The sequence below is a fragment of the Photobacterium aquae genome (genome assembly GCF_001029445.1).
In the GTDB taxonomy this organism is placed as follows: Bacteria; Pseudomonadota; Gammaproteobacteria; order Enterobacterales; family Vibrionaceae; genus Photobacterium; species Photobacterium aquae.
This window is the reverse complement of record NZ_LDOT01000054.1, coordinates 1-21,768: the sequence shown is the minus strand read 5'-3', so window position 1 is coordinate 21,768 and position 21,768 is coordinate 1. Positions and strand designations below refer to the sequence as shown.

19 protein-coding genes, 5 tRNA genes and 1 pseudogene are annotated in these 21,768 nt (G+C 51.4%); 12 read left to right on the top strand and 13 right to left on the bottom strand.

Going from position 1 to position 21,768, the window contains the following annotated elements:
* Positions 1–75: 75 nt before the first annotated feature.
* A tRNA-Pro gene (locus ABT56_RS22310) sits at positions 76–152 on the bottom strand.
* Between the two features lie 276 nt (positions 153–428).
* On the opposite strand from ABT56_RS22310, the gene ABT56_RS23780 reads away from it, so the two are divergent.
* On the top strand, positions 429–569 hold the full coding sequence (locus tag ABT56_RS23780) for a DUF3149 domain-containing protein (protein ID WP_047881122.1): 141 nt from the start codon (positions 429–431) through the stop codon (positions 567–569).
* 194 nt (positions 570–763) lie between these two features.
* Positions 764–1,345 (top strand): DNA endonuclease SmrA, encoded by a 582-nt coding sequence (smrA, locus tag ABT56_RS22300; RefSeq protein WP_047881121.1) that lies wholly within the window; start codon positions 764–766, stop codon positions 1,343–1,345.
* Positions 1,346–1,405: 60 nt separating this feature from the next.
* Here the strand turns inward: smrA and ABT56_RS22295 are convergent, their stop codons facing one another.
* The 5 genes and pseudogenes from ABT56_RS22295 to ABT56_RS22275 form a co-directional block, all read right to left on the bottom strand.
* Positions 1,406–2,020 carry a LysE family translocator gene (locus tag ABT56_RS22295; RefSeq protein ID WP_047881120.1) on the bottom strand — a complete coding sequence of 205 codons (615 nt, stop codon included), beginning with the start codon at positions 2,018–2,020 and terminating at the stop codon, positions 1,406–1,408.
* A 137-nt stretch (positions 2,021–2,157) separates the two neighbouring features.
* Positions 2,158–3,090 (bottom strand): annotated as a pseudogene (locus ABT56_RS22290) (LysR family transcriptional regulator).
* Positions 3,091–3,100: 10 nt separating this feature from the next.
* Entirely contained in the window at positions 3,101–3,577 is a 477-nt protein-coding gene (ybaK, locus tag ABT56_RS22285) for a Cys-tRNA(Pro) deacylase (RefSeq protein WP_047881119.1), read from the bottom strand.
* Positions 3,578–3,703: 126 nt separating this feature from the next.
* Positions 3,704–5,380: a bifunctional UDP-sugar hydrolase/5'-nucleotidase UshA gene (gene ushA, locus ABT56_RS22280; protein WP_047881118.1), complete on the bottom strand. Its 1,677-nt coding sequence runs from the start codon at positions 5,378–5,380 to the stop codon at positions 3,704–3,706.
* 215 nt (positions 5,381–5,595) lie between these two features.
* Positions 5,596–6,957 carry a Na+/H+ antiporter NhaC family protein gene (locus tag ABT56_RS22275; RefSeq protein ID WP_047881117.1) on the bottom strand — a complete coding sequence of 454 codons (1,362 nt, stop codon included), beginning with the start codon at positions 6,955–6,957 and terminating at the stop codon, positions 5,596–5,598.
* A gap of 441 nt (positions 6,958–7,398) precedes the next feature.
* Between ABT56_RS22275 and ABT56_RS22270 the strand changes: the two genes are divergently transcribed.
* Complete coding sequence (locus ABT56_RS22270) at positions 7,399–9,282, top strand: methyl-accepting chemotaxis protein (RefSeq protein ID WP_047881116.1); 1,884 nt, start codon at positions 7,399–7,401, stop codon at positions 9,280–9,282.
* 90 nt (positions 9,283–9,372) lie between these two features.
* Here the strand turns inward: ABT56_RS22270 and ABT56_RS22265 are convergent, their stop codons facing one another.
* The 7 genes from ABT56_RS22265 to hemA form a co-directional block, all read right to left on the bottom strand.
* The gene (locus tag ABT56_RS22265; protein ID WP_047881125.1) at positions 9,373–10,611 is read right to left on the bottom strand and encodes an SLC5/6 family protein; all 1,239 of its coding nucleotides are present in this window, start codon (positions 10,609–10,611) and stop codon (positions 9,373–9,375) included.
* A gap of 340 nt (positions 10,612–10,951) precedes the next feature.
* Entirely contained in the window at positions 10,952–11,806 is an 855-nt protein-coding gene (kdsA, locus tag ABT56_RS22260) for a 3-deoxy-8-phosphooctulonate synthase (protein WP_084722471.1), read from the bottom strand.
* A gap of 21 nt (positions 11,807–11,827) precedes the next feature.
* Positions 11,828–12,640 (bottom strand): SirB1 family protein, encoded by an 813-nt coding sequence (locus tag ABT56_RS22255; RefSeq protein ID WP_047881115.1) that lies wholly within the window; start codon positions 12,638–12,640, stop codon positions 11,828–11,830.
* 2 nt (positions 12,641–12,642) lie between these two features.
* Positions 12,643–13,023: a SirB2 family protein gene (locus ABT56_RS22250; RefSeq protein WP_047881114.1), complete on the bottom strand. Its 381-nt coding sequence runs from the start codon at positions 13,021–13,023 to the stop codon at positions 12,643–12,645.
* Positions 13,024–13,035: 12 nt separating this feature from the next.
* Positions 13,036–13,884 (bottom strand): peptide chain release factor N(5)-glutamine methyltransferase, encoded by an 849-nt coding sequence (gene prmC / locus ABT56_RS22245; RefSeq protein ID WP_047881113.1) that lies wholly within the window; start codon positions 13,882–13,884, stop codon positions 13,036–13,038.
* Positions 13,884–14,972 carry a peptide chain release factor 1 gene (gene prfA / locus ABT56_RS22240; protein WP_047881112.1) on the bottom strand — a complete coding sequence of 363 codons (1,089 nt, stop codon included), beginning with the start codon at positions 14,970–14,972 and terminating at the stop codon, positions 13,884–13,886. Before prfA ends, prmC begins: the two co-directional genes overlap by 1 nt.
* A gap of 131 nt (positions 14,973–15,103) precedes the next feature.
* Complete coding sequence (gene hemA, locus ABT56_RS22235) at positions 15,104–16,354, bottom strand: glutamyl-tRNA reductase (protein WP_047881111.1); 1,251 nt, start codon at positions 16,352–16,354, stop codon at positions 15,104–15,106.
* Between the two features lie 243 nt (positions 16,355–16,597).
* Between hemA and lolB the strand changes: the two genes are divergently transcribed.
* The 9 genes from lolB (at position 16,598) to ABT56_RS22190 (ending at position 21,728) form a co-directional block, all read left to right on the top strand.
* Positions 16,598–17,227: a lipoprotein insertase outer membrane protein LolB gene (lolB, locus tag ABT56_RS22230; protein WP_240478379.1), complete on the top strand. Its 630-nt coding sequence runs from the start codon at positions 16,598–16,600 to the stop codon at positions 17,225–17,227.
* Positions 17,228–17,235: 8 nt separating this feature from the next.
* Positions 17,236–18,099, top strand: coding sequence for a 4-(cytidine 5'-diphospho)-2-C-methyl-D-erythritol kinase (ispE, locus tag ABT56_RS22225; RefSeq protein WP_047881110.1), 864 nt, complete (start codon positions 17,236–17,238; stop codon positions 18,097–18,099).
* Positions 18,100–18,131: 32 nt separating this feature from the next.
* Positions 18,132–19,079, top strand: coding sequence for a ribose-phosphate pyrophosphokinase (locus ABT56_RS22220; protein WP_047881109.1), 948 nt, complete (start codon positions 18,132–18,134; stop codon positions 19,077–19,079).
* Between the two features lie 129 nt (positions 19,080–19,208).
* The gene (pth, locus tag ABT56_RS22215; RefSeq protein WP_047881108.1) at positions 19,209–19,799 is read left to right on the top strand and encodes an aminoacyl-tRNA hydrolase; all 591 of its coding nucleotides are present in this window, start codon (positions 19,209–19,211) and stop codon (positions 19,797–19,799) included.
* A gap of 82 nt (positions 19,800–19,881) precedes the next feature.
* A complete protein-coding gene (gene ychF / locus ABT56_RS22210; protein ID WP_047881107.1) occupies positions 19,882–20,973 on the top strand; it encodes a redox-regulated ATPase YchF in 1,092 nt (363 codons plus the stop codon).
* 319 nt (positions 20,974–21,292) lie between these two features.
* Positions 21,293–21,369, top strand: a tRNA-Met gene (locus ABT56_RS22205).
* Positions 21,370–21,398: 29 nt separating this feature from the next.
* Positions 21,399–21,483, top strand: a tRNA-Leu gene (locus ABT56_RS22200).
* A 49-nt stretch (positions 21,484–21,532) separates the two neighbouring features.
* Positions 21,533–21,607: transfer RNA gene (locus ABT56_RS22195), tRNA-Gln, on the top strand.
* Between the two features lie 44 nt (positions 21,608–21,651).
* Positions 21,652–21,728, top strand: a tRNA-Met gene (locus tag ABT56_RS22190).
* The last annotated feature ends 40 nt before the right edge of the window (positions 21,729–21,768 follow it).

Below are 21,768 nucleotides of genomic sequence, written 5' to 3'. Positions count from 1 at the left end.
ATCCAGATGCGCTACCAAACTGCGCTATTCACCGGCATTAACAGCGGTTCTCTACAAACCACCATTTTTAAATAGTGGTCGGTGAAGAGGGATTCGAACCCCCGACCCTCTGGTCCCAAACCAGATGCGCTACCAAACTGCGCTATTCACCGACAATTGTAAGGCTTTACCTTACCGCTCAACAGCAGTGTCGCTGCTGAGGTGGCTAATAATACTCCCCAGAACGAATTTCGCAAGGGGTGGAAAAGAATTTTTTTCGTTTCCATAAATAACTGCTCATTGTTGTAGCAACAACGAATAAAAAGTGATCAGACGCGCACCGAAAGACACATATTAACAACAACTTTTACACCATTGATCTAGGTCATCATAACAAAGTGCTTTCATTGCGTATCTTGATACCACCCCACTCGCGAAAGGATGCAACTATGGATTTCTGGTTAGACCTCTTATTCGGCAATGCCGTTGGCCTCTCCTCTATCCTTGTCATTTTTGCCGCTTTGGGGTTAATGCTTTTCTTTGGCGGTTACTTTGTCTACAAAGTTCTGTCATCCCCAGCTCCTCACTAAAATGCCATAAGCAAAGCAATTTGCTGTTTTCCAGGGCCATATATCGGTAATGGCCCTGATTTTCTTTAGCCTTAGCGACCAATTTTACGGGCTCCCGAAAAAAGGAGGAGCTGATACACTCACCAAGGGCAAGTTGTCTTGAAATTGCTTGGGTATATAATCACACCATCACCTTCCAATTTTCTTGTAACACCATGTCTGAGAATGATGAACTCGACCTATTTCGAGCAATGATGTCCGATGTTGCGCCTATCAAACAGGACAAAATAGAGACCATTCAAAAACACCAAGTCAGCGATGCCCAGTTAGCCCGCCAGCAAGCCGCCCAAAGCTTATCTGACGGCGACCCAGAATATCTATCGCTGGACTATGCAAAAATGGTCAAACCCGACGATATGTTGGAATTCAAACGCAGCGGCGTACAAGACGGGGTCTTCCGTAAGCTCCGGCTGGGCAAGTACGATATCCAAGCCCGCCTCGATCTACACAAAAAAAGCCTTCGAGATGCCCGAGATGAAGTGCTGGGCTTCCTTCGCCAATGCCAACGGATGGATCTCCGAGCCGTCATGATTGTCCATGGCAAAGGGGAGAAATCGAATCCGCCCGCATTGATGAAAAGCTATGTCTCCACATGGTTAGAACAAATCGACGATGTTATGTGCTACCACTCAGCCCTGCGCCAGCACGGCGGTAACGGCGCGCTTTATGTTATGTTGAAAAAAAGCCCGGAGAAAAAACTCGAGAACCGTGAGCGCCACAGCCAACGCCGGGGCTAAAACCACACCAAACAAAAAGGAGCCAACGGCTCCTTTTTCATATCGCAACCAAACAGTAGGCTACACCTGAATAACCACCCGCAATGCCAGTAAAATCAGCACAACACCTGATAGACGGTCAATCATTTTTGCCCGCGAGCGCAATGTCTCCAATACTTTGGGACTGGATAGAACAACGGCAATCAAGGTATACCACAAACCATCCACGGCCAAAGGGGTCGCCACAATGATCGCCCGGCTGCCGAACTCCGTCCCAACGGCAACATACTGGCTGAACAAGGCGAGAAAGAAGAGTGCCAGTTTGGGGTTCAATATTGATATCATGGCTCCGTCACGAGCCGCTTCCAACAAGCTAGCCGGTTTGCCCGCCGCCAGTTTCGCTGCCACCCCACCTTGAGAACGCAGCGCCCTGATCCCTAGATAAGCGAGATAGCCAGCACCGGCATACGTGATCCCCTGAAATAATAGTGGGGACTGTTTTAGCACAACCGCCAAACCCAGCAAGGTGATCAACGCATACACCCCAACCCCGGCAGCATGAGCCCACGACGTGACAATACCATGCAGCCGCCCTCCGGCCAGGCTATGCTTTGCCACTACGGCCAAACTCGGCCCTGGCGACATCGCCCCAAGCAAACAGACTGCCAACAATGACAACCAGATACTCACTGTCATGAAAACCCCTTATTTTTTATAATCCCAGCGAAACAACAACACAGAGACAACGTGAATGGGGAAACAGTAGCAATATGACGCTATGATGAGAAATCAAAAGAAATCATCAGGCTCATGAGCTCTTTTCATAAGCAAGTTTAGATGCAGGCAGGCTGAATAGAGTACATCGACTGGCGCATTACCGACAAAACCTGCTGGCGAAACCAACTATGGGCAGGGTCGATATCAAAACGCGGGTGCCACAATAGCCAGTAACGGTGCTCGGGAACCGGCAAAGGCAAGGAAGTATGGGTAATAGGGAAAAACGAGGCCATATTACGCGCGATATGCTCCGGCAGTACCATGAGCATATCGGTACGGCACAGCGACTGGAAAGCCGCATTGAAAAACGGTACCGAGACCTGAATCCGGCGGGCCATGCCCAACGCCTGCAGTTCGCGGTCAACAAAGCTGTCCTTGTCTCCCCCCGCCGAAACTCTTATGTGGCCGTAAGCCACAAAATCCTCGAGCGACACCGTCCTGCCAGCCAAAGGATGGTCTTGGCGCATGACACAAACCGGCGAATCACGGCCTATCGCCGCACCGCACACCCCATCAGGGATAGCAGGTAGCATCGTGGAAAAAAGCTGGATATCCGAGTCAGCCAGTTGCGGCAACAACTCCGGTGACCACAAGCGATATTGCAGCGCCAAGCACGGCGCTTCGCTTTCCATCAGGGCAACGATATCGGGGAAAATATACTGGGCGACATAATCCGACGAGGCCATCACCATCGGCCCCTTCCAATGGGACGGGGAAAACGCGTCCCCAACCAACAATGCCTCACAACCACAGAGCAACTCAGCAAGTCGCGGCATCATGGCCTCTGCCTTGGGGGTTGGCAAGAGGCGGTTACCGTCCCGGACCAGCAGGGGATCGCCAAAAAGCTCCCGCAACTGCATCAACTACCGGCTGACCGCCGACTGGGTCAGGCACAGGCGCTCGGCCGTACGGCTGACATGGCATTCCTGCAACAAAACATGCAAGGTTGCCAACAGGTTGAGGTTGATTTGATGAAAGGCGACGGCCATCGTAGCAAGATTACAGCTTGGCGACCGCAGCCATCTGGCCACCGGTCAATAGCAACAAATCAGCCGGGGCAAGCTCAATTTCCAACCCTCGGCGCCCGGCACTGACACAGATCGTATCAAATTGCTGGGCTGACTGATCCAAAAACGTTGGCAGGCGCTTCTTCTGGCCTAACGGGCTGATCCCACCAACAATGTAACCCGTCGTCTTCTCGGCAATGGCCGGATCAGCCATATCTGCCTTTTTGCCCCCCGCCGCTTTCGCAGCCGCTTTGAGATCAAGCATTCCGACCACAGGCACAACTGCCACAGCAAGCTTTTTAGGGTCGCCATTCAAGGCGAACAATAGTGTTTTAAAAACCTGCTGTGGATCTTGCCCTAAAGCCTCTGCCGCTTCCAAACCAAAGTTCGTATTCGCAGGATCGTGCTCATATTGGTGAACTTGGTAGTTGATCCCTTGTTTCTTCGCTAATTTTATCGCCGGAGTCATACTGATACTTCTCTTTTAACGGTTAATACCAATCTAACGAATCAGATTAGTATTAATCATACGCTTTTCACGCCATAAAAAAACGGCTCCTATAAAGGAGCCGTTCCACTGAAATTAAGCTAAGGCTTATTTGTAAAGAATTTCACCTTTTGGTGCAAATGCGTTTACGTCAATTGGACTGTTGCTTTCCAAAAACTCTTTCAGTACTTCAGCATCAACAAATCCCGTATTCACATAACCGGCATGGCCACTGATTTTAGGGTAACCGTCACCGCCTGCGGCATTGAAGCTAGGTACCGTGAAGCGGTAAGTCTCTGACGGGTTCAGCGCCTTGCCGCCAATCTTCACATTGCTCACCTTGCCGTCTTTAACGGTCATTGAAATACCGTAGAACTGGGCATAGGCCCCTGAATCAACCGGCTTGGTTGCCACCACATTCAAGTAGTCCAAAACCTCAGCGCCGGTCATATCGGTATAGGTCACAATATTGCCAAACGGCTGAACGGTCAGAACGTCCTTGTAGGTAATGTCGCCACCCGCAATAGAGTCGCGCACGCCGCCAGAGTTCATCACGGCGAAGTCGGCTTTTGCACGCTGCATATGGGAAGCGGCAATCAAACGCCCCAGGTTGGTCTGCTCGAAACGAACCACACTGCGATCACCCTCAAGCTTACCGTTCGATTCAGCAATCTTGATATTTAACTGATCTTGGCCGCGTTCCTGATAAGGCTGCAAGAACGCCTTTACATCAGTATTTTCGGCAATTTCATCTTGAATGAACACGCGCTTGCTGCTGCCGTCATCAAGCTTGATTTTCTTCTTCAAGTTCACAGGGATTAGATTGTAGCTCACCATTTTCAGTTCGCCGTTTTTGAATTCAAAATCCGCACGGCCAACATATTTGCCCCACTCATGGGCCTGTACAATCCAAGTACCATTCTGCTGGTCTGGCTTACATTCATCACCAGGCTTGAAGTTCTTGTTGTACATGTTTGGTCCTTCCATGCACACAGGCTCCTGTGAGTGACCGCCCACAATCATATCCAGATCACCTTCATCCAGATAACGGGCCAGAGCGACATCACCTGGGGCATTCACCCCACGGTTACCATTTTCGTAATGGCCCATGTGGGTTGCTGCAATGATCACATCCGGTTTTTCCGTTTCCTGAAGCTCGGCAATCAGCTTCTTCGCTTCCGCTTTCGGATCACGGAACTCAACCCCGCCGATATACTCCGGGTTGCCGATTTTGGCCGTGTCTTCAGTCGTCAAGCCGATAACGGCAATCTTAAGCCCTTGCTGCTCAAAGATTTCATAGGCTTGGAACATCCGCTTACCGGTTGCCTTGTCGTAAATATTGGCAGAAAGCATCGGGAACTCCGCCCACTCTTCCTGCTTGCGCAGAACCTCTATCGGGTTATCGAACTCGTGGTTACCCAACGCCATCGCATCGTAACCCAGCATATTCATACCCTTGAAGTCAGGCTCTGCATCCTGCAGATCGGATTCAGGTACACCGGTATTGATATCCCCACCAGAAAGCAACAATGCCGTCCCGCCTTCTGCCGCCACATCTGCGCGCAACTGGTCAAGCAGCGTCTTGCGCGCCGCCATGCCGTATTCGCCATATTGGTTTTGCCAGAAACGACCGTGATGGTCATTAGTATGAAGGATGGTTAGCTTATATGTGGTATCCGCCTGCCAAGAAGGTTGTTGTGTGGTTTCGTTTTGGCTAGCGCAGCCAGAAAGCGTAGCCAGTACCGCAGCCGCCATGGCTGTGTGGGCAAAAAAGCGTTGCTTCATGGGGGTTCCCTTTTACCTGATTATATTAAGATTTTCCGACCAAATCGGTATTACAGGAGCCAGTTTAAATTATTTGCTGATCAGTGTTGTGTAGTTTTCACTAATATGTTGACCAGATCACCATACTGTTAGCAAAAAAATACAATCAACATCGTCAGCGCACAAAAAAGCCCCACCGAAGCGGGGCTTTGAATGCAAAAGCAACTACATGATGATTACGCAGTCACCGCTTGCCGTGATGGATGCTTAACAAAAACAGCGACAACAGCGGCAATCGCCAAGAAGAAGCAATAATAAGAGTGAGTCACCACTTCCAGAGGAGAAAGAGCAAATACCGATCCCAGCAACAGAGCCTGAGCCCCGTACGGCAACACGCCTTGGACCACACACGAAAAGATATCGAGCAAGCTCGCTGAACGACGCGGGGTGACACCATTCTCATCAGCCAGTTCGCGGGCAACACCGCCCGAAACAATAATCGCAACGGTATTGTTTGCCGTGCAGCAGTTAGTCATGCTCACCAAGCCAGCAATACCCAACTCACTGGCACGTAGATTCTGCCCCTGACTATGCCCTTTGCTGAACACACGGATCACTCGGCTGACAAGTTGGGTCAGGTAAGCCAAACCACCCTGCTGACGCATCAGCTCACCGATACCGCCAATCATCATCGACAGCAAGAAAATTTCCTGCATGTTACCAAAGCCCGCATAGATATCTTTGGCGTAACCTGCCAAGCTGTAATCCGCCACGGATACCAGGCCAATACCACCCGCCAGCAGAATACCGATACTCAACACAACAAAAACATTCAATCCTGATACCGCCAGCACCAAAATCGTAATATACGGCAGTACCTTCAGCCATTCGATCTCGCCAGTAGCAGGTACTTCACTCGCGGTGCTGCTAAAGAGGAAAAGAAGAATGGCGGCTACAGCAGCAGGCAAGGCTATACGGATATTCTCTCGGAACTTGTCCTTCATCTGGCAGCCCTGAGAGCGAGTTGCCGCAATCGTGGTATCAGAAATAATCGACAGGTTGTCACCGAACATCGCACCGCTAAGTACCACACCCGCCGTCAATGCCACGTCCATACCGGCTGTCTGGGCAATGCCAAGGGCCACCGGGGCAACTGCCGCAATGGTACCCATCGAGGTCCCCATCGCCGTCGCGATAAACGCCGAAATCACAAAAATACCCGGCAGGATCATGCTAGCTGGCAGCAATGATAGACCTAGGTTCACTGTGGCATCCACTCCGCCTGTTGCCTTGGCTACCGAGGCAAATGCGCCGGCCAGAAGATAAATCATGCACATGGCAACGATATCACCATGACCAACCCCGCGTAGGAACTGCTCGATAGCCTTATTGAGTTTCTCTTTACTCAACAAGATAGCCACCACAATCGCAGGCAGTGCCGCGACTGGTGCTGGAAGTTGGTAAAACGCAAAGTCAACGCCTTGCAAAGTCAAATAGGTACCCACCCCGATAAACAGGAGAAGGAATATTCCCAGAGGGAGTAGCGCTAATGCGCTCGGTGCCGGCTCGCCAGCGGAAGATTGTGTTGTGTTTGGCATGATGACTACTGGACATCTTATAAAAAATTTTATTTAGACTAAGGGTTCATATTGAGCGAGTCAACATCTAGACGTCTAAACATCCAAAAAACATAACGAGACACAGATATACCATTTCAACAACCCTGTTTCTTTTGGCGTATTTTTATTGCAAAAGACGACGTCAGAAAGTTGGCGAGTCAATTTGGATACTCCGTCCCTATCGTTCCATAAAAAACGGTATAACTGGTTGTTTTCAAAATAGCCTTATCACACCTCCATTCTCACCGAGAAAACTGGCAATTTATTGACACTTTCCCATAGGGAATAATACGCAAAAATCCTTATTTATCATAAATTTAAGACTAATGATAAATATGTCAATTTACCGTGCAAGCACCAAATTTTGACTATAGAATCCGCTCCTGCAACTTTTCTCCAGCTACCCATAAAGAGCAAGCAATGTCGTTATCACTCAAACAAAAGCTCATTGGTGCCAGCCTGTCTGCCGTCGTGCTCATGGCTGCGACATTAACCTGGATCGCCGCCGATCAGCTGTTCCAACAAAACCGTGCCGGGATCTACGCCCGTGCCGAAAGCCTTGCCAATGCCACCAGCGAAAGTATTGGCGATGGCCTTAATAGCCGCAAACAAATTGCCCAGGCCGTTATTGACTACACCAATACTCCCGACCCTATTACATACCTGCAACTGGCAAGAGAATCGGCTGGATTTGACGATATCTATTTCGGCACCGTCGGCGGTAAGATGATCCGCTCTCATCTTGATCGTCATCGCGATGATTACGATCCGCGTACCCGTCCTTGGTACCAAGATGCCAAGCAAGCAGGTAAGCAAATTGTCACTCCAGCCTACCGCGACGCCATCACCAATGCCCTACTGGTCACCGTCGCCGAGCCGGTTTTCCGTAATGGCGCTTTTGCCGGTGTCGCTGGTGCCGACGTGCTGATTGACAACCTTATCAGCAGTATCATCAATATGAATGTGGGCACCAATGCCTATGCCATGCTCATCAACCGGCAGGACAAGACCTTCCTCGCCCACCCCGATCAATCTCTGATCCTGCAGCCAATCACTCAGCTAAGTGATTACCTGGACATGACACGTATCCAAGAGGCGCTTGATCTTGGGCTGATTAAAACCACCACAATCCACGGTGCCGACAAACTGGTTTACTACAAAAACGTGCCTAATACTGATTGGATCTTCGGTATTGTTATGGATAGAGAGACTGAACAGGCCGCACACAGTGAACTCCTCCGCCAGTTGATCATCACATCAATTGTCATTACCCTGCTGGTTATCGGTGCAGTGACCATGCTGGTCAACTACCTGTTCCGCGATCTTACCCGGGTATCGGATGCTCTGGCCGAAATCGCCACCGGTGAGGGTGATCTCACCCAGCGTCTTGAGCCTCGCAGCAACGACGAAGTCGGCATGCTAGCCCATAACTTCAACCGCTTTGTCGGCAATATGCATAGCATGGTCTCCACCCTCAACGAGGTCTCCCACGCATTAAGTCAACAGGCCATTGCCACCGCGTCGCAGGCTGAAGAGCGCAGCACCCGGATCCAACACCAGCAAAACGAAATTAACCTCGTTGCCACGGCCATCAACCAAATGGCCGCCGCAACGTTGGAAATCGCCGATAACGCCGATAACACGGCACGTACTGCGGGCGATACCGTCACCGTATCCAATCACGGCGCGACTCAAGTCAGCCAAAGCCAACAATCCATCACTGGACTCGCCAGCGAAGTCGATTCCGCAACAGGCGTAATCGGTGAACTTAACACCCACGCTCAAAGCATCAATACCATCTTGTCGACGATCCAAGGCATTGCAGAGCAAACCAACCTGTTAGCCCTTAATGCCGCTATCGAAGCAGCCCGGGCGGGTGAACAAGGTCGTGGTTTCGCGGTCGTCGCCGATGAGGTTCGGGTACTTAGCCAGCGAACTCATGCGTCTACCCAAGAAATTCAGCAGATGATCGAAACGTTGCAGCAAACAACGGGCCGCGCAGTGGGGATAATGGAAGATAGCCGTCGTTTGGCCGAAACCAGCGTCGATGATGCAAATGCCGCCTCTGCGAGCCTGTCTCAAATCAGCAGTGCCGTCGGCAACATCAGTGACATGGCAACCCAAATCGCCTCTGCCGCTGAGGAGCAATCATCGGTGACAGCGGAGATCACCCGCAATACCGAAGGCATGCGTGATGTCTCCAACGAATTAGCCATCGAAGCGGACGAAGCCGCCAAACAAGCCGCCGAACTGTCGGAACTGTCCCATCAGTTGCAGCATGAGATAAACCGCTTCAAATTGTAATAAGAGCATCGAATCAACAAACAGGCAGAATTCTCTTCTGCCTCAAGCCTTGGCCTGCCATGCAAGCCAAGGCTTATTTTTTTATGCCGCTCAGAACAGCGAGAACAACAAAGCCGACACCGACAACGCACCGGTTATCAAAACGAAGTAGGTACTGAACTTGCCGCGGTACTGCTTCAGCGCTTCCACCTTGTATACGGCCAGCATTGGCATGATGAACAGAATCATCGCAATCACCGGGCCAGAAAGCGCTTCCATCATCCCCAGAATGCTAGGGTTAATGATTGCCGCAATCCAAATTGCCACGAACAGAAAAGCAATACCCATTCGATCACGCTTCTTATCACAAGGCACTACCGATGATAGCTGCTTGTGCATCATCCCATTTAGGCTTTCGCGAGCCCCCATGAAGTGCCCAAGGAAAGATGACGAGATAGCAATAAACGCAATCAACGGGCCAAGCGCAACAATGAACGGGCTATCATGGATATTGGCCAGATATGACAATACCGAGACATTCTGAGCCTTCGCCTCCTGCAGCTGAGCCGGGGTTAAACTCAGTACGCATGAGAAAACAAAGAACAGTACAAACACAATCAACATGACCGAAGTGCGCTTGAGGATCTGCTCGCTCTTCACCCCGGCATTGTCGCCATAGTGGCGACGCTGAACATGGACAAAGCTAGAGATTGCAGCCGCGTGGCTGAATGCGAAGACCATAACCGGTACCGCCAGCCATAGCGACACGGCAAACGTGCCAGCATCCATGCCCAATTCCAAGCTAGGCATCTGCCATGTCGGCATCAAATACAGTGACAAACCAGCCAGAATCGCCGCCAGCGGATACACGATGATTTCAAAGGCGCGCAGCATCACTTTCTCGCCCGCCATCATGACGGCAATCATTGAAAAGACCAGAACCCCAGACAGCACAAAGCGGGGCGGGCTCGCCATCCCAAGCTGGTTGACGATAAAGCTATCTACCGTGTTGGTCAGACCAACGCCGTAGATCAACAAAATAGGGAAAATAGAGAGGAAATAAAGCAGTGAGATCATACGTCCGGCACGAACACCAAAGTGCTCTTCGACCACATCGGTGAAATCGGATTCCGGACGAGATGACGAAAGTACAAAACGAGCAAGTCCACGGTGCGCCAAAAACGTCATCGGCCCAGCAAGCAATGCCATAATCACCAGTGACCAGAAACCTCCGATCCCCACGTTGATCGGCAAGAAAAGAATACCGGCACCGACCGCCGTACCGAACAGGCTCAGCATCCAACTTGTGTCATGCTTGTTCCAGCCTAGTTTGTGCTGGGTACCCACCATTTCGGTCGGCTGTTGAGATATAGCCACGTAAACTCCTCGTGCTACCAGATTAATGTCGCAAGGAGTATGCATAGGCAGAATTAAATTCTCAAAAATCAAACAAGGCAGTTATGACTTCTGAGAAAGTGTCATTTTAGGGATAAAAACCATGCAATATCACTAATGGCGGGATATCCTACGACATAGCAAAAGTCTGTTAGTGAGATGCACTAAATTTTCACATCGCCGTTTTTTTTGTGATCGGTAGCTTTTTTGCACAAAAAAACAGCGCCCCGGGGGAATATATCCCCCCGAGGCGCTGCAATAGCAGTCATCGAGAATGCCCTTACGGACCGATGCCTTATTTAATCTCGATAGCCTCGAAGCCCTTGACCAAATCATCAAGCTGCTTCAGTTGGGCTAGGAATGGCTCTAGTTTGTCCAGCGGGAACGCCGATGGGCCGTCACAACGTGCCATGTCAGGATTCGGGTGAGCTTCCATGAACAAACCGGCAATGCGGGTTGCAAGACCTGCACAGGCAAGATCCACCGTTTGCTCACGGCGACCGCCAGACGCGGCACCCAACGGATCGCGACACTGCAGGGCATGGGTCACATCGAAAATGATCGGGCTGCCCTTAGAGGCTTTCTTCATCACATCAAAACCAAGCATATCAACAACCAGGTTATCGTAGCCATGCAGCACACCGCGCTCACATAGGATCACCTGCTCGTTGCCGCATTCAGCAAACTTCTCAACGATATTGCCAACTTGGCCAGGGCTCATGAACTGAGGTTTCTTGACGTTGATAACCGCACCGGTTTTCGCCATTGTCTCAACCAAATCAGTCTGGCGAGCCAAGAAGGCCGGAAGCTGAATCACGTCAACCACATCGGCAACAGGCTGTGCCTGATATTGCTCGTGGATATCGGTAATGATCTTAACGCCGAATGTATCTTTCAGTTCTTGAAAGATCTTCAGCCCTTCATCCATACCAGGACCACGGTAAGAGTGAACCGAAGAGCGGTTCGCCTTGTCGAAAGACGCCTTGAAAACATATGGAATGCCAAGCTTGTCGGTCACTTCAACATACTTCTCACAGATCTGCATCGCCAAATCGCGAGATTCAAGCACATTCATACCACCAAACAGGACGAACGGCTTGTCATTAGCCACTTCAATGTCGCCAACGCGAACAATTTTTTGTTCCATCATCATCTCTCTTATGTTGCCTTTTCAGTGTAAGGTCAAAGGCACCTTGCTTAATTCTTCAACTTGCAACTTAAGCAGTTCCGCCGCCGGATCCTGCGGGCACTGCTCGATAAAGTATTCGAAATCCATCGCGGCAGCATGATCGCATTCCAACTGCTGGTAAATAAAACCACGATCGCGGATCTCATGCGGATCCCCTGGGCGGAATGTATCTAACACCACATCGCTGCAACGCAATGCTTCTGCAAATAACCCTTCGCGCAAAAACGAGCTCTTCATCACCGTCAACCAACGGGCAAGCACGTCACTGTTACTGGCAAGGGTAAAATATTCACTACGCAATTCGCTAAATGGCCCACGATGGCCCTTCAGCCACGCGCCCATCGTACGCTTGCTGACAAATTCGCCGTCAAATGGGTTAATGTACTGTGCCTCACGCTCAGGCCAGTCTACCTTGATAACGAATTGCGTGGGGAAGCAGATCCCGGCAACCGGTAATTCCAACCGATCAGCAACATAGAGGAACAGCGCCCCAAGGCTAACCGGGATCCCGCGCTTGCGTTCAAGCACCTTGTCGAGATAGATATTCTCTGAAGAGTAGTACTGCTCGTGGTCACCGGCAAACCCCCATTCGCGGTAGAACAGGCGGATTAGGCCCTCAAGCCGCAGATAGGCATTCGGCTCATCGAGCAGGGCATGCTCGGCTTCCTGTGCCATTTTCTCAAGCTGGATCTTGACCCAGCCGGCAGGAAAACCGGGGGCAACCGCTGCTGTGATCTCAAGTGCACCTTCAACCAGCGGCACCAACTCCAATTCTTGCTCAGTAAAACGTAACATGATTAACCTAGGAACGACATTTTGGTCATCGCAATTTTAGCCGCGGCCATCAACCAGCCTAGTGCGCCAAAAAATGCGAAGGTTTTGAATACCTTGTTGCTACCCACTTTCAACGTGAAGTAACCCAGAGCAATATAGGCCAGCACACAACTCAGCTTCTGGGTCATCCAGCCGCCAGCAGGGGTGAAGGGCCAAAAACCCGTGATAAACATCAGCGCCACCCCGCTCAGCAGGAGCACGGTGTCAACAACATGCGGGGTAATTTTGAAAAACTTCTTATCGCTCCAGCTGGAGTTGGCCATCATCAGCCCGTAGCGTACCACGAACAGCAGCACACTCAGCGCAATCGCCACAAGATGAAGGTGTTTAACTGCAAAATACATATTTGTGCCTCTCTATCCTTGCCAGCAACCCATGGTTACTCGGTCCAGTCCCGCGTAATCCTGTGCTGTAGCTACTTCGGCATAGCCCAGCGAATGTAATATTTCCCTAACCGCCTCGCCTTGCTCGAATCCATGCTCCATCAACAACCAGCCTCCGGCAGACAGGTGCTTACGCCCCTGCTCGCTGATCACCCGAATATCAGCCAACCCATTGTCTTTGGCCACCAGCGCGCTTTTCGGTTCGAAACGCACATCACCTTGGGCAAGATGGGGATCGTGCTCATCGATATAAGGCGGGTTGCTGACAATAACGGCAAATTGTTCATCATCGGCAAGTGGGCTGTACCAACTGCCTGATAAAAAACGGGCATTGGGAATATGGAGGTTAGCCCGGTTCGCTTCGGCCAATGCCGCTGCTTCTGGACGCAGGTCGATTCCGCTAACCATGATATCACGGCGCTCGGAAGCCAGAGCCAATGCAATTGCACCGGTCCCCGTCCCCAAATCCAACACATCACACGCATTCGCGGGGATTTTGTCCAGTGCCAGCTCAACCAATCGCTCGGTATCAGGGCGTGGGATCAAGGTATGCGGCGCGACCTTCAGCGGCAATGACCAAAACTCGCGCTCGCCAATGATATAGGCCACTGGCTCGCCAGTCAGGCGGCGGGCCATCAAGGCATCGAACGCCGTATACTGGGCTGGCTCCAGCGTTTTCTCAGGCCATGTCAGCAAGTAGCTGCGCGGCTTGTCTATCGCATGGCACAGCAGCACGGCCGCGTCGATATGCGGGCTCTCAGAGCCCGCCTCCGCCAACTGCTCAATGGCTTGCTTGAGCAGCGCATCAATCGGCAGCAACATTAGTTCTGCTCGGCCATCGCTGCTAGCTGGTCAGCCTGATGCTCAACCAGTACCGGCTCGATCAGACCGTTCAGCTCACCTTCCATCACCTCGTTCAAACGATAGATAGTCAGGTTGATACGGTGGTCTGATACGCGACCCTGTGGGTAGTTGTAGGTACGAATACGGTCTGAGCGATCGCCCGAGCCCAACAGGTTGCGACGGGTGCTTGCCTCTTCGGCATGACGCTTTTCTTCTTCGGCCTGAATAATACGCGCCGCCAACACAGACATCGCCTTAGCCTTGTTCTTGTGCTGCGAACGTTCGTCCTGACACTCCACAACAATGCCGGTTGGCAAGTGGGTAATACGGATCGCCGAATCGGTGGTGTTAACGTGCTGACCACCCGCGCCCGATGCACGGAAGGTATCGATCTTCAGATCACCGGCATTGATCGCTGGAATTTCAGCCTCTGGAACTTCAGGCAGTACCGCAACGGTACAGGCTGAGGTATGTACTCGGCCCTGCGACTCCGTTGCAGGAACACGCTGAACACGGTGGCCGCCTGACTCAAATTTCAAAATACCGTAAGCGCCTTCGCCATTCACCTTGGCGATCATTTCTTTGTAGCCGCCCTGCTCCGAGTGGTTGGCATTGATAACCTCGATGCGCCAGCCGCGAGATTCAGCAAACTTGCTGTACATGCGGAACAAATCACCGGCGAAAATACCCGCCTCGTCACCACCGGCTCCGGCACGGATTTCCACGAAACAGTTACGCACATCGTTAGGATCTTTCGGGATCAGCAGAACTTGAAGCTCGTCTTCAAGGCGCTCAATTTCCGCCTTGGCTTCCTTAACTTCCTCCTGCGCCATCTCGCGCATCTCAGGATCGTCTTCGTTGGCCATCTCCTCTGCGGTCGCCAAATCCTCTTTGGCTTGCTGGTAGGCCTGGAAGCACTTGGTCACTTCCTCGAGTTGTGAATACTCACGGGAAAGCGCACGGAACTTGTCCTGATCGCCAATGATGGCAGGATCACTCAACAAATGCTGGACTTCTTCATAACGCTCAACCAGCGTTTCCAATTTCACTAAAATCGAAGGTTTCATATCGGTTTCTATTGGGTTCCATAAGCGGCAGAGATGGCTTCTCTACCTGGTCAATTCTGAGCTATAAACCGACCTGAATAGGTCGGAACAGCATAATGATGGCCATTTTCGGCGGCCAAGATCAGACAGGACTAATCCAGTCCTAAAGTTTCACGGATCACGGCCAATTTATCCGGCTCGCCATTGTGCGCGGCCTGCTGCATAGCCCGTGTCGGGGCATGAATCAACTTGTTGGTCAGGCGATTGGCCAATTCAGTCAGAACCCGCTCAGGATCCGTTCCATTGGCAAGGCCCTGCAGGCTCCGCGCCAGTATTTCAGCTTTGATATCGTCAGCCTGACAACGGTATTCACGAATGCTATCGACCGCCTCAAGCGAACGCAACCAACTCATAAAAGCAGCGCTTTCTTCGCTGACAATTGCCTCAGCCTGGATAGCAGCCACTTTACGTTGCTCACGGTTTCTTTCAACAATACTCTGCAAGTCGTCGACTGAATACAGATAGGCATCATTCAAATCCCCGACTTCCTGCTCTATGTCACGAGGGACAGCAATGTCCACCAACAACATAGGCTGATAGCGGCGAGCCTTGATTGCCTTTTCGACCATCCCCTTACCAATAATAGGTAACGGGCTTGCCGTTGAGCTGATCACAATATCCGCGCGGTGCAAATGTTCGGGGATCTCAGGCAGCGAGATCACATCAGCCCCAAATTCCCGGGCAAGGTTCTCGGCCCGTTCCCGAGTTCGGTTGGCGACAATAAGGCGGTTGCACCCCTGCTCGACCAAATGCCGAGACACCAGTTCAATGGTTTCCCCAGCCCCGACCAGCAACACTGTTGCCTCGGAGAGGGATTCAAAAATTTGTTTGGCCAGGGTACAGGCGGCAAAAGCCACCGATACCGCGTTGCCGCCGATGTCGGTTTCGGTTCGTACCCGCTTGGCTACGGTAAATGTCTTGTGGAACAGCTTCTCAAGCGTTCCGTGGATCACGTCGCTCTCGCGAGAATCTGAGTAAGACTGTTTTACCTGCCCCAGAATTTGCGGCTCACCCAATACCAGTGAATCCAGACCGCACGATACCCTCATCAGGTGACGAACCGCTGCCTGCTCCTCATGATAATAGAGGCTGGGCATCAGCTCTTCGGTGCTGATCTGGTGAAAGCGGGTCAACCAATCGATAAGAATACCGGGACCCGCATGAGACACATCGCAATAAAGTTCAGTCCTGTTGCAAGTCGAAACCACCACGGCGCTGTTAACGTCAGGGTGAGCTTTGAGTTGCTCCAGGGCCAGCTTCATTTTTTCAGGCGAAAACGCAACCCGTTCACGTAAGTCTACCGAGGCCGTTTTATGGTTTATTCCTAATGCAAGCAATGTCATGGAGACGCTGTACCACTTCGCCGATGAAAAAAGAATTAGGGCGGGATTTTACTTGATGCCCCAGCGTAATTAAAGAACACAGGTCTAATGAATAGGGTATATCTCAAGAAATCACAGCGCAAAATTCTCACGGCCTTCTGTAAGAATGAGAAAAAATCCCAGAAATTCAACACCAAGAAGTTGGCAAACTGATCGGTTTACCGCTATTGTTTTGCCACAATATTTCACAGGAAATGAATGCTGATGATGCTTTCTATCCGGCCGGCTGTTGTGAAAACCTGCCGTCTAGTCCGTAAAACAGCCCCGATAGCACTCTGTCTGTCACTGCTTGCAGGCTGTGTCAGCCAACCTGAACATACCCGCACAAACTGGGATACCCATCAACAAGCCCTAAGCCAGCTCTCCAGCTATCAGGCCAAGGGGAAAATGGGCTACAAGGGCGACCAACGCTTTGGTGCCAACCTGCTGTGGGAGACCACCTCAAGCCACGACCACCTCCTGCTTACCAACTTCCTCGGCAGTACCCTGCTCAGGCTTGATGCTCGGCCAGGTCAAGTGACCTTAGTTAACAACGAAGGCAAGACCTTCCGCGGCGCTGACGCCACTCAGCTCGTCGGCGAACTAACAGGATTACGTCTGCCAATTGACCAAATGCGGGATTGGCTGATAGGCCTGCCTACTGCCGCCGACACCTTTCAGCTCAACGCCGACGGCAGGCTGAGTTACCTCGCCAAAGATATCAACGGCAAGCTATGGCAGCTAGACTATAACGAATATGACTACACGACGACACCGGCACTACCAAAACGGATGGTGCTTAGCTCGGTGGGCGTGTCGATAACCCTTGTCATCCATAATTGGTCAATCAACTAGAGCGCAGTATGATCACCCGTACCACACAATGGCCGGCTCCGGCAAAACTGAACCTATTCCTTTATATCACCGGCCGACGCCCCGACGGCTACCATGAACTGCAGACCCTGTTTCAGTTCCTCGATTACGGCGACACCCTGACCATCACTGCCAACACCAGCAATGCCATCAACCTGACCCCGACAATCGAAGGCGTCGCCACAGAAGACAATCTGATCTACCGCGCGGCTGTTGCATTGCGTGAACGGGCCGGGATCACCGCCGGTGCCGATATCCATATCGACAAGATCCTGCCGATGGGCGGCGGCCTCGGTGGCGGCTCCTCCAACGCGGCGACGACTCTGGTCGCACTCAACGCACTATGGCAGGCAAACCTGAGCACCGATGAATTGGCTGAGATTGGCTTGGCTCTGGGAGCTGACGTGCCGGTATTCGTACGCGGATTTAGCGCCTTTGCCGAAGGCGTCGGGGAAAAACTCCAACCGGCGGAACCGGAAGAGAAGTGGTATCTGGTGGTAAAACCAGAGGTAAATATCGCAACTGTCGATATTTTCACCCATCCGGAACTGAAACGGGATAGCAAAAAACGGTCACTAGATGCCCTATTGGCGGGGATTTACGGAAACGATTGCGAAAAAATCGTCAGATCGCTTCACCGCGAGGTTGATAACGCTCTTTCGTGGCTGTTAGAATACGCGCCATCGAGATTGACCGGCACTGGCGCTTGTGTCTTCGCTGAATTTAGCACTCAGCAGGCGGCCGATGCAACTCTGAACAAATTACCCGACTGGCTCCACGGATTCGTCGCAAAAGGTGTCAACACATCACCCCTTATGACAGCCTTGACCGCCCTTTCCACGGAATGTCAGTAACTACAACTTGGACGCAACCTGAGGTTTCCACCGTGCCTGATATGAAGCTGTTTGCTGGTAACGCGACACCAGAACTAGCCCAACGCATTGCTGACCGTCTTTACATTTCTCTCGGAGACGCAACAGTTACCCGTTTCTCCGACGGTGAAGTCTGTGTTCAGATTAATGAGAACGTTCGCGGTAGCGACGTATTCATCATTCAATCTACCTGTGCGCCAACTAACGACAACCTAATGGAACTGGTTGTCATGATCGATGCACTTCGCCGTGCCTCTGCTGGCCGTATTACTGCTGTAATCCCTTACTTCGGTTATGCTCGCCAAGACCGCCGCGTCCGTTCTGCTCGTGTGCCAATTACGGCAAAAGTCGTTGCTGACTTCCTATCTAACGTGGGCGTTGACCGCGTTCTGACTGTTGACCTGCACGCTGAGCAGATCCAGGGCTTCTTCGACGTACCTGTTGACAACGTATTCGGTAGCCCAGTGCTGCTAGAAGACATGCTGGCGAAAAAACTGGAAGATCCAGTGGTTGTCTCTCCAGACATCGGTGGCGTTGTACGTGCCCGTGCTATCGCCAAGCTGCTTGACGACACAGATATCGCTATCATCGACAAGCGCCGTCCACGCGCCAACGTTTCTCAGGTTATGCACCTGATCGGCGACGTTGAAGGTCGTGACTGCATCATCGTCGACGACATGATCGACACCGGCGGCACGCTTTGCAAGGCAGCCGAAGCACTGAAAGACCGCGGTGCCAAGCGCGTATTCGCCTATGCGACACACCCTGTGTTCTCTGGCAACGCACCTCAGAACATCCGCGAATCAGTGATCGACGAAGTTATCGTAACTGACTCTATCCCTCTGACTGACGAAATTGTTGCCACTGGCCGTGTTTCTGTACTGACACTGTCTGGCATGCTGGCTGAAGCTATCCGCCGCATCAGCAACGAAGAGTCAATCTCAGCGATGTTCCAGCACTGATAAAAACGCTCGACCCGATTGCCAACGCCCCGCTACAGCGGGGCGTTTTTCGTCTGGTGATGTCAATTTCACCGCAATTGGTATAACATAGCGCGCGATTTAAGCCCCCGATGATTGAGAGAGACGAGCGTGAGCAATACTATTCGCCTTTTAGTCGGCCTGGCCAACCCTGGTGCCGAGTATGCGAAAACCCGCCACAATGCGGGTGCCTGGGTAGTAGAAGAACTTGCCCGAGTGCATAACATCACCTTGCGCGAAGAGTCCAAGTACTTTGGCCTAACCGGCAGGATCCAGGCCAACGGGCAGGATCTGCGCCTGTTGATCCCAACAACGTATATGAACCTCTCCGGCAAATCTGTTGCTGCTCTGGCAAACTTTTTCCAGATCAAGCCTGAAGAGATTCTGGTTGCCCACGATGAGCTGGATCTGCCCCCGGGCGTCGCCAAGTTCAAAAAAGGCGGCGGTCACGGCGGCCACAATGGCCTGCGTGACATCATCAGCAAGATGGGTAACAACAAAGACTTCTATCGTCTTCGGATTGGCATCGGCCACCCGGGCGATAAAAACAAAGTGGCCGGATTTGTATTAGGCAAAGCCCCGGCCAAAGAGCAAGAGAACATCGACGCAGCTGTCGATGAAGCAGTACGCTGCATGGATCTTTTGCTTAAAGACGGCCTGAACAAGGCACAAAATCGACTACATTCATTCAAAGCTGAATAATCTGTCGACAACATAACAATTGTGTCCCGGCAGCTTGCTGCCGGACTGATTTACCGAGTAATTACCAAAAGGGTTTCACACCATGGGTTTTAAATGCGGAATCGTCGGCTTGCCTAACGTCGGCAAGTCAACTCTATTCAATGCGCTAACTAAAGCTGGCATTGAAGCAGCAAACTTCCCGTTCTGTACTATCGAGCCAAACACTGGCGTTGTACCAGTGCCAGATCTACGTCTGGATGCGCTGGCTACAATTGTAAAACCAGAGCGCGTACTGCCTACTACCATGGAATTCGTTGACATTGCCGGTCTAGTAGCGGGTGCGTCAAAAGGTGAAGGCCTAGGCAACAAGTTCCTAGCAAACATCCGTGAAACCGATGCTATCGGCCACGTTGTTCGCTGCTTCGAAAACGACAACATCGTTCACGTTGCTGGTAAGATCAACCCGCTTGACGATATCGAAGTTATCAACCTTGAGCTTGCACTTGCTGACCTAGACACTTGCGAACGCGCTATCCAGCGTCAAGCCAAGCGTGCCAAAGGCGGCGATAACGATGCAAAATTTGAAATCAAAGTCCTAGAAAAGATGCTGCCTACCTTCACTGAAGGCGGTATGGCGCGTTCTATCGACCTAAGCAAAGAAGAGATTGCAGCGATCAGCTACCTGAACTTCCTGACGCTTAAGCCAACCATGTACATCGCTAACGTGAGCGAAGACGGTTTCGAGGACAATGAGTTCCTAGACGCTGTTCGTGAGTACGCAGCCAAAGAAAACGCGGTAGTTGTACCTGTATGTGCTGCTATCGAATCAGAAATCGCCGAGCTTGACGATGCAGACCGCGAAGAGTTCCTGTCTGATCTGGGTATCGAAGAGCCAGGCCTGAACCGTGTTATCCGTTCTGGCTACGAGCTGCTTAGCCTACAGACATACTTCACTGCCGGCGTTAAAGAAGTTCGTGCATGGACTATCCCTGTAGGTGCAACTGCGCCACAGGCAGCGGGTAAGATCCACACTGACTTTGAGAAAGGCTTCATCCGTGCAGAAGTTGTTGGCTACGATAACTTCATCGAGTTCAACGGTGAAAGCGGTGCGAAAGATGCCGGTAAATGGCGTCTAGAAGGTAAGGATTACATCGTCAACGACGGCGACGTAGTGCATTTCCGCTTCAACGTATAATCCCACGCGGGACGTTCAGTACAAAAAGCCAGCATTTACGCTGGCTTTTTTTCTATCTGACTTTCATTTTCCCCTGAAATTCATCGTTGCTTGGCAGCTAACGTCATCAACAGCAGACAATTTTCAACATCCTTTTTCTCCCAAAACACCTTGAATCAGCATGGCATTCGCCCACTTCGTCCAAATAAGCAACGAACAACCATGTTTTTCCAAATTATTCAAAAAAACTGTTGACGGTTTTCGCTGGTATGAGCATAATGCGCCCCGTTCCCAAGACGGCAGCCAACACGGTGAGACGGATGAGGGAATAAAGAAAAATGGCTACGTAGCTCAGTTGGTTAGAGCACATCACTCATAATGATGGGGTCACAGGTTCGAATCCCGTCGTAGCCACCATTCTCCTTTTACGGAAAATGGTTCATAGTGCGGAAGTGGCGAAATTGGTAGACGCACCAGATTTAGGTTCTGGCGCCGCAAGGTGTGAGAGTTCAAGTCTCTCCTTCCGCACCATCTCTCTTTCCTATAATGTGATAGAGAGCGCTTCGAAGAAGCAATCTGCAGGTCTATCGCCAAGCGGTAAGGCAACGGGTTTTGATCCCGTCATCCCCTGGTTCGAATCCAGGTAGACCTGCCACTTTACAAGGTTGTGGATTACGAGTATAGTCGGCAACCCAAGATGGCTACGTAGCTCAGTTGGTTAGAGCACATCACTCATAATGATGGGGTCACAGGTTCGAATCCCGTCGTAGCCACCATCTTCTTTTGAAGATGAAAACAATTTGAATGCGGAAGTGG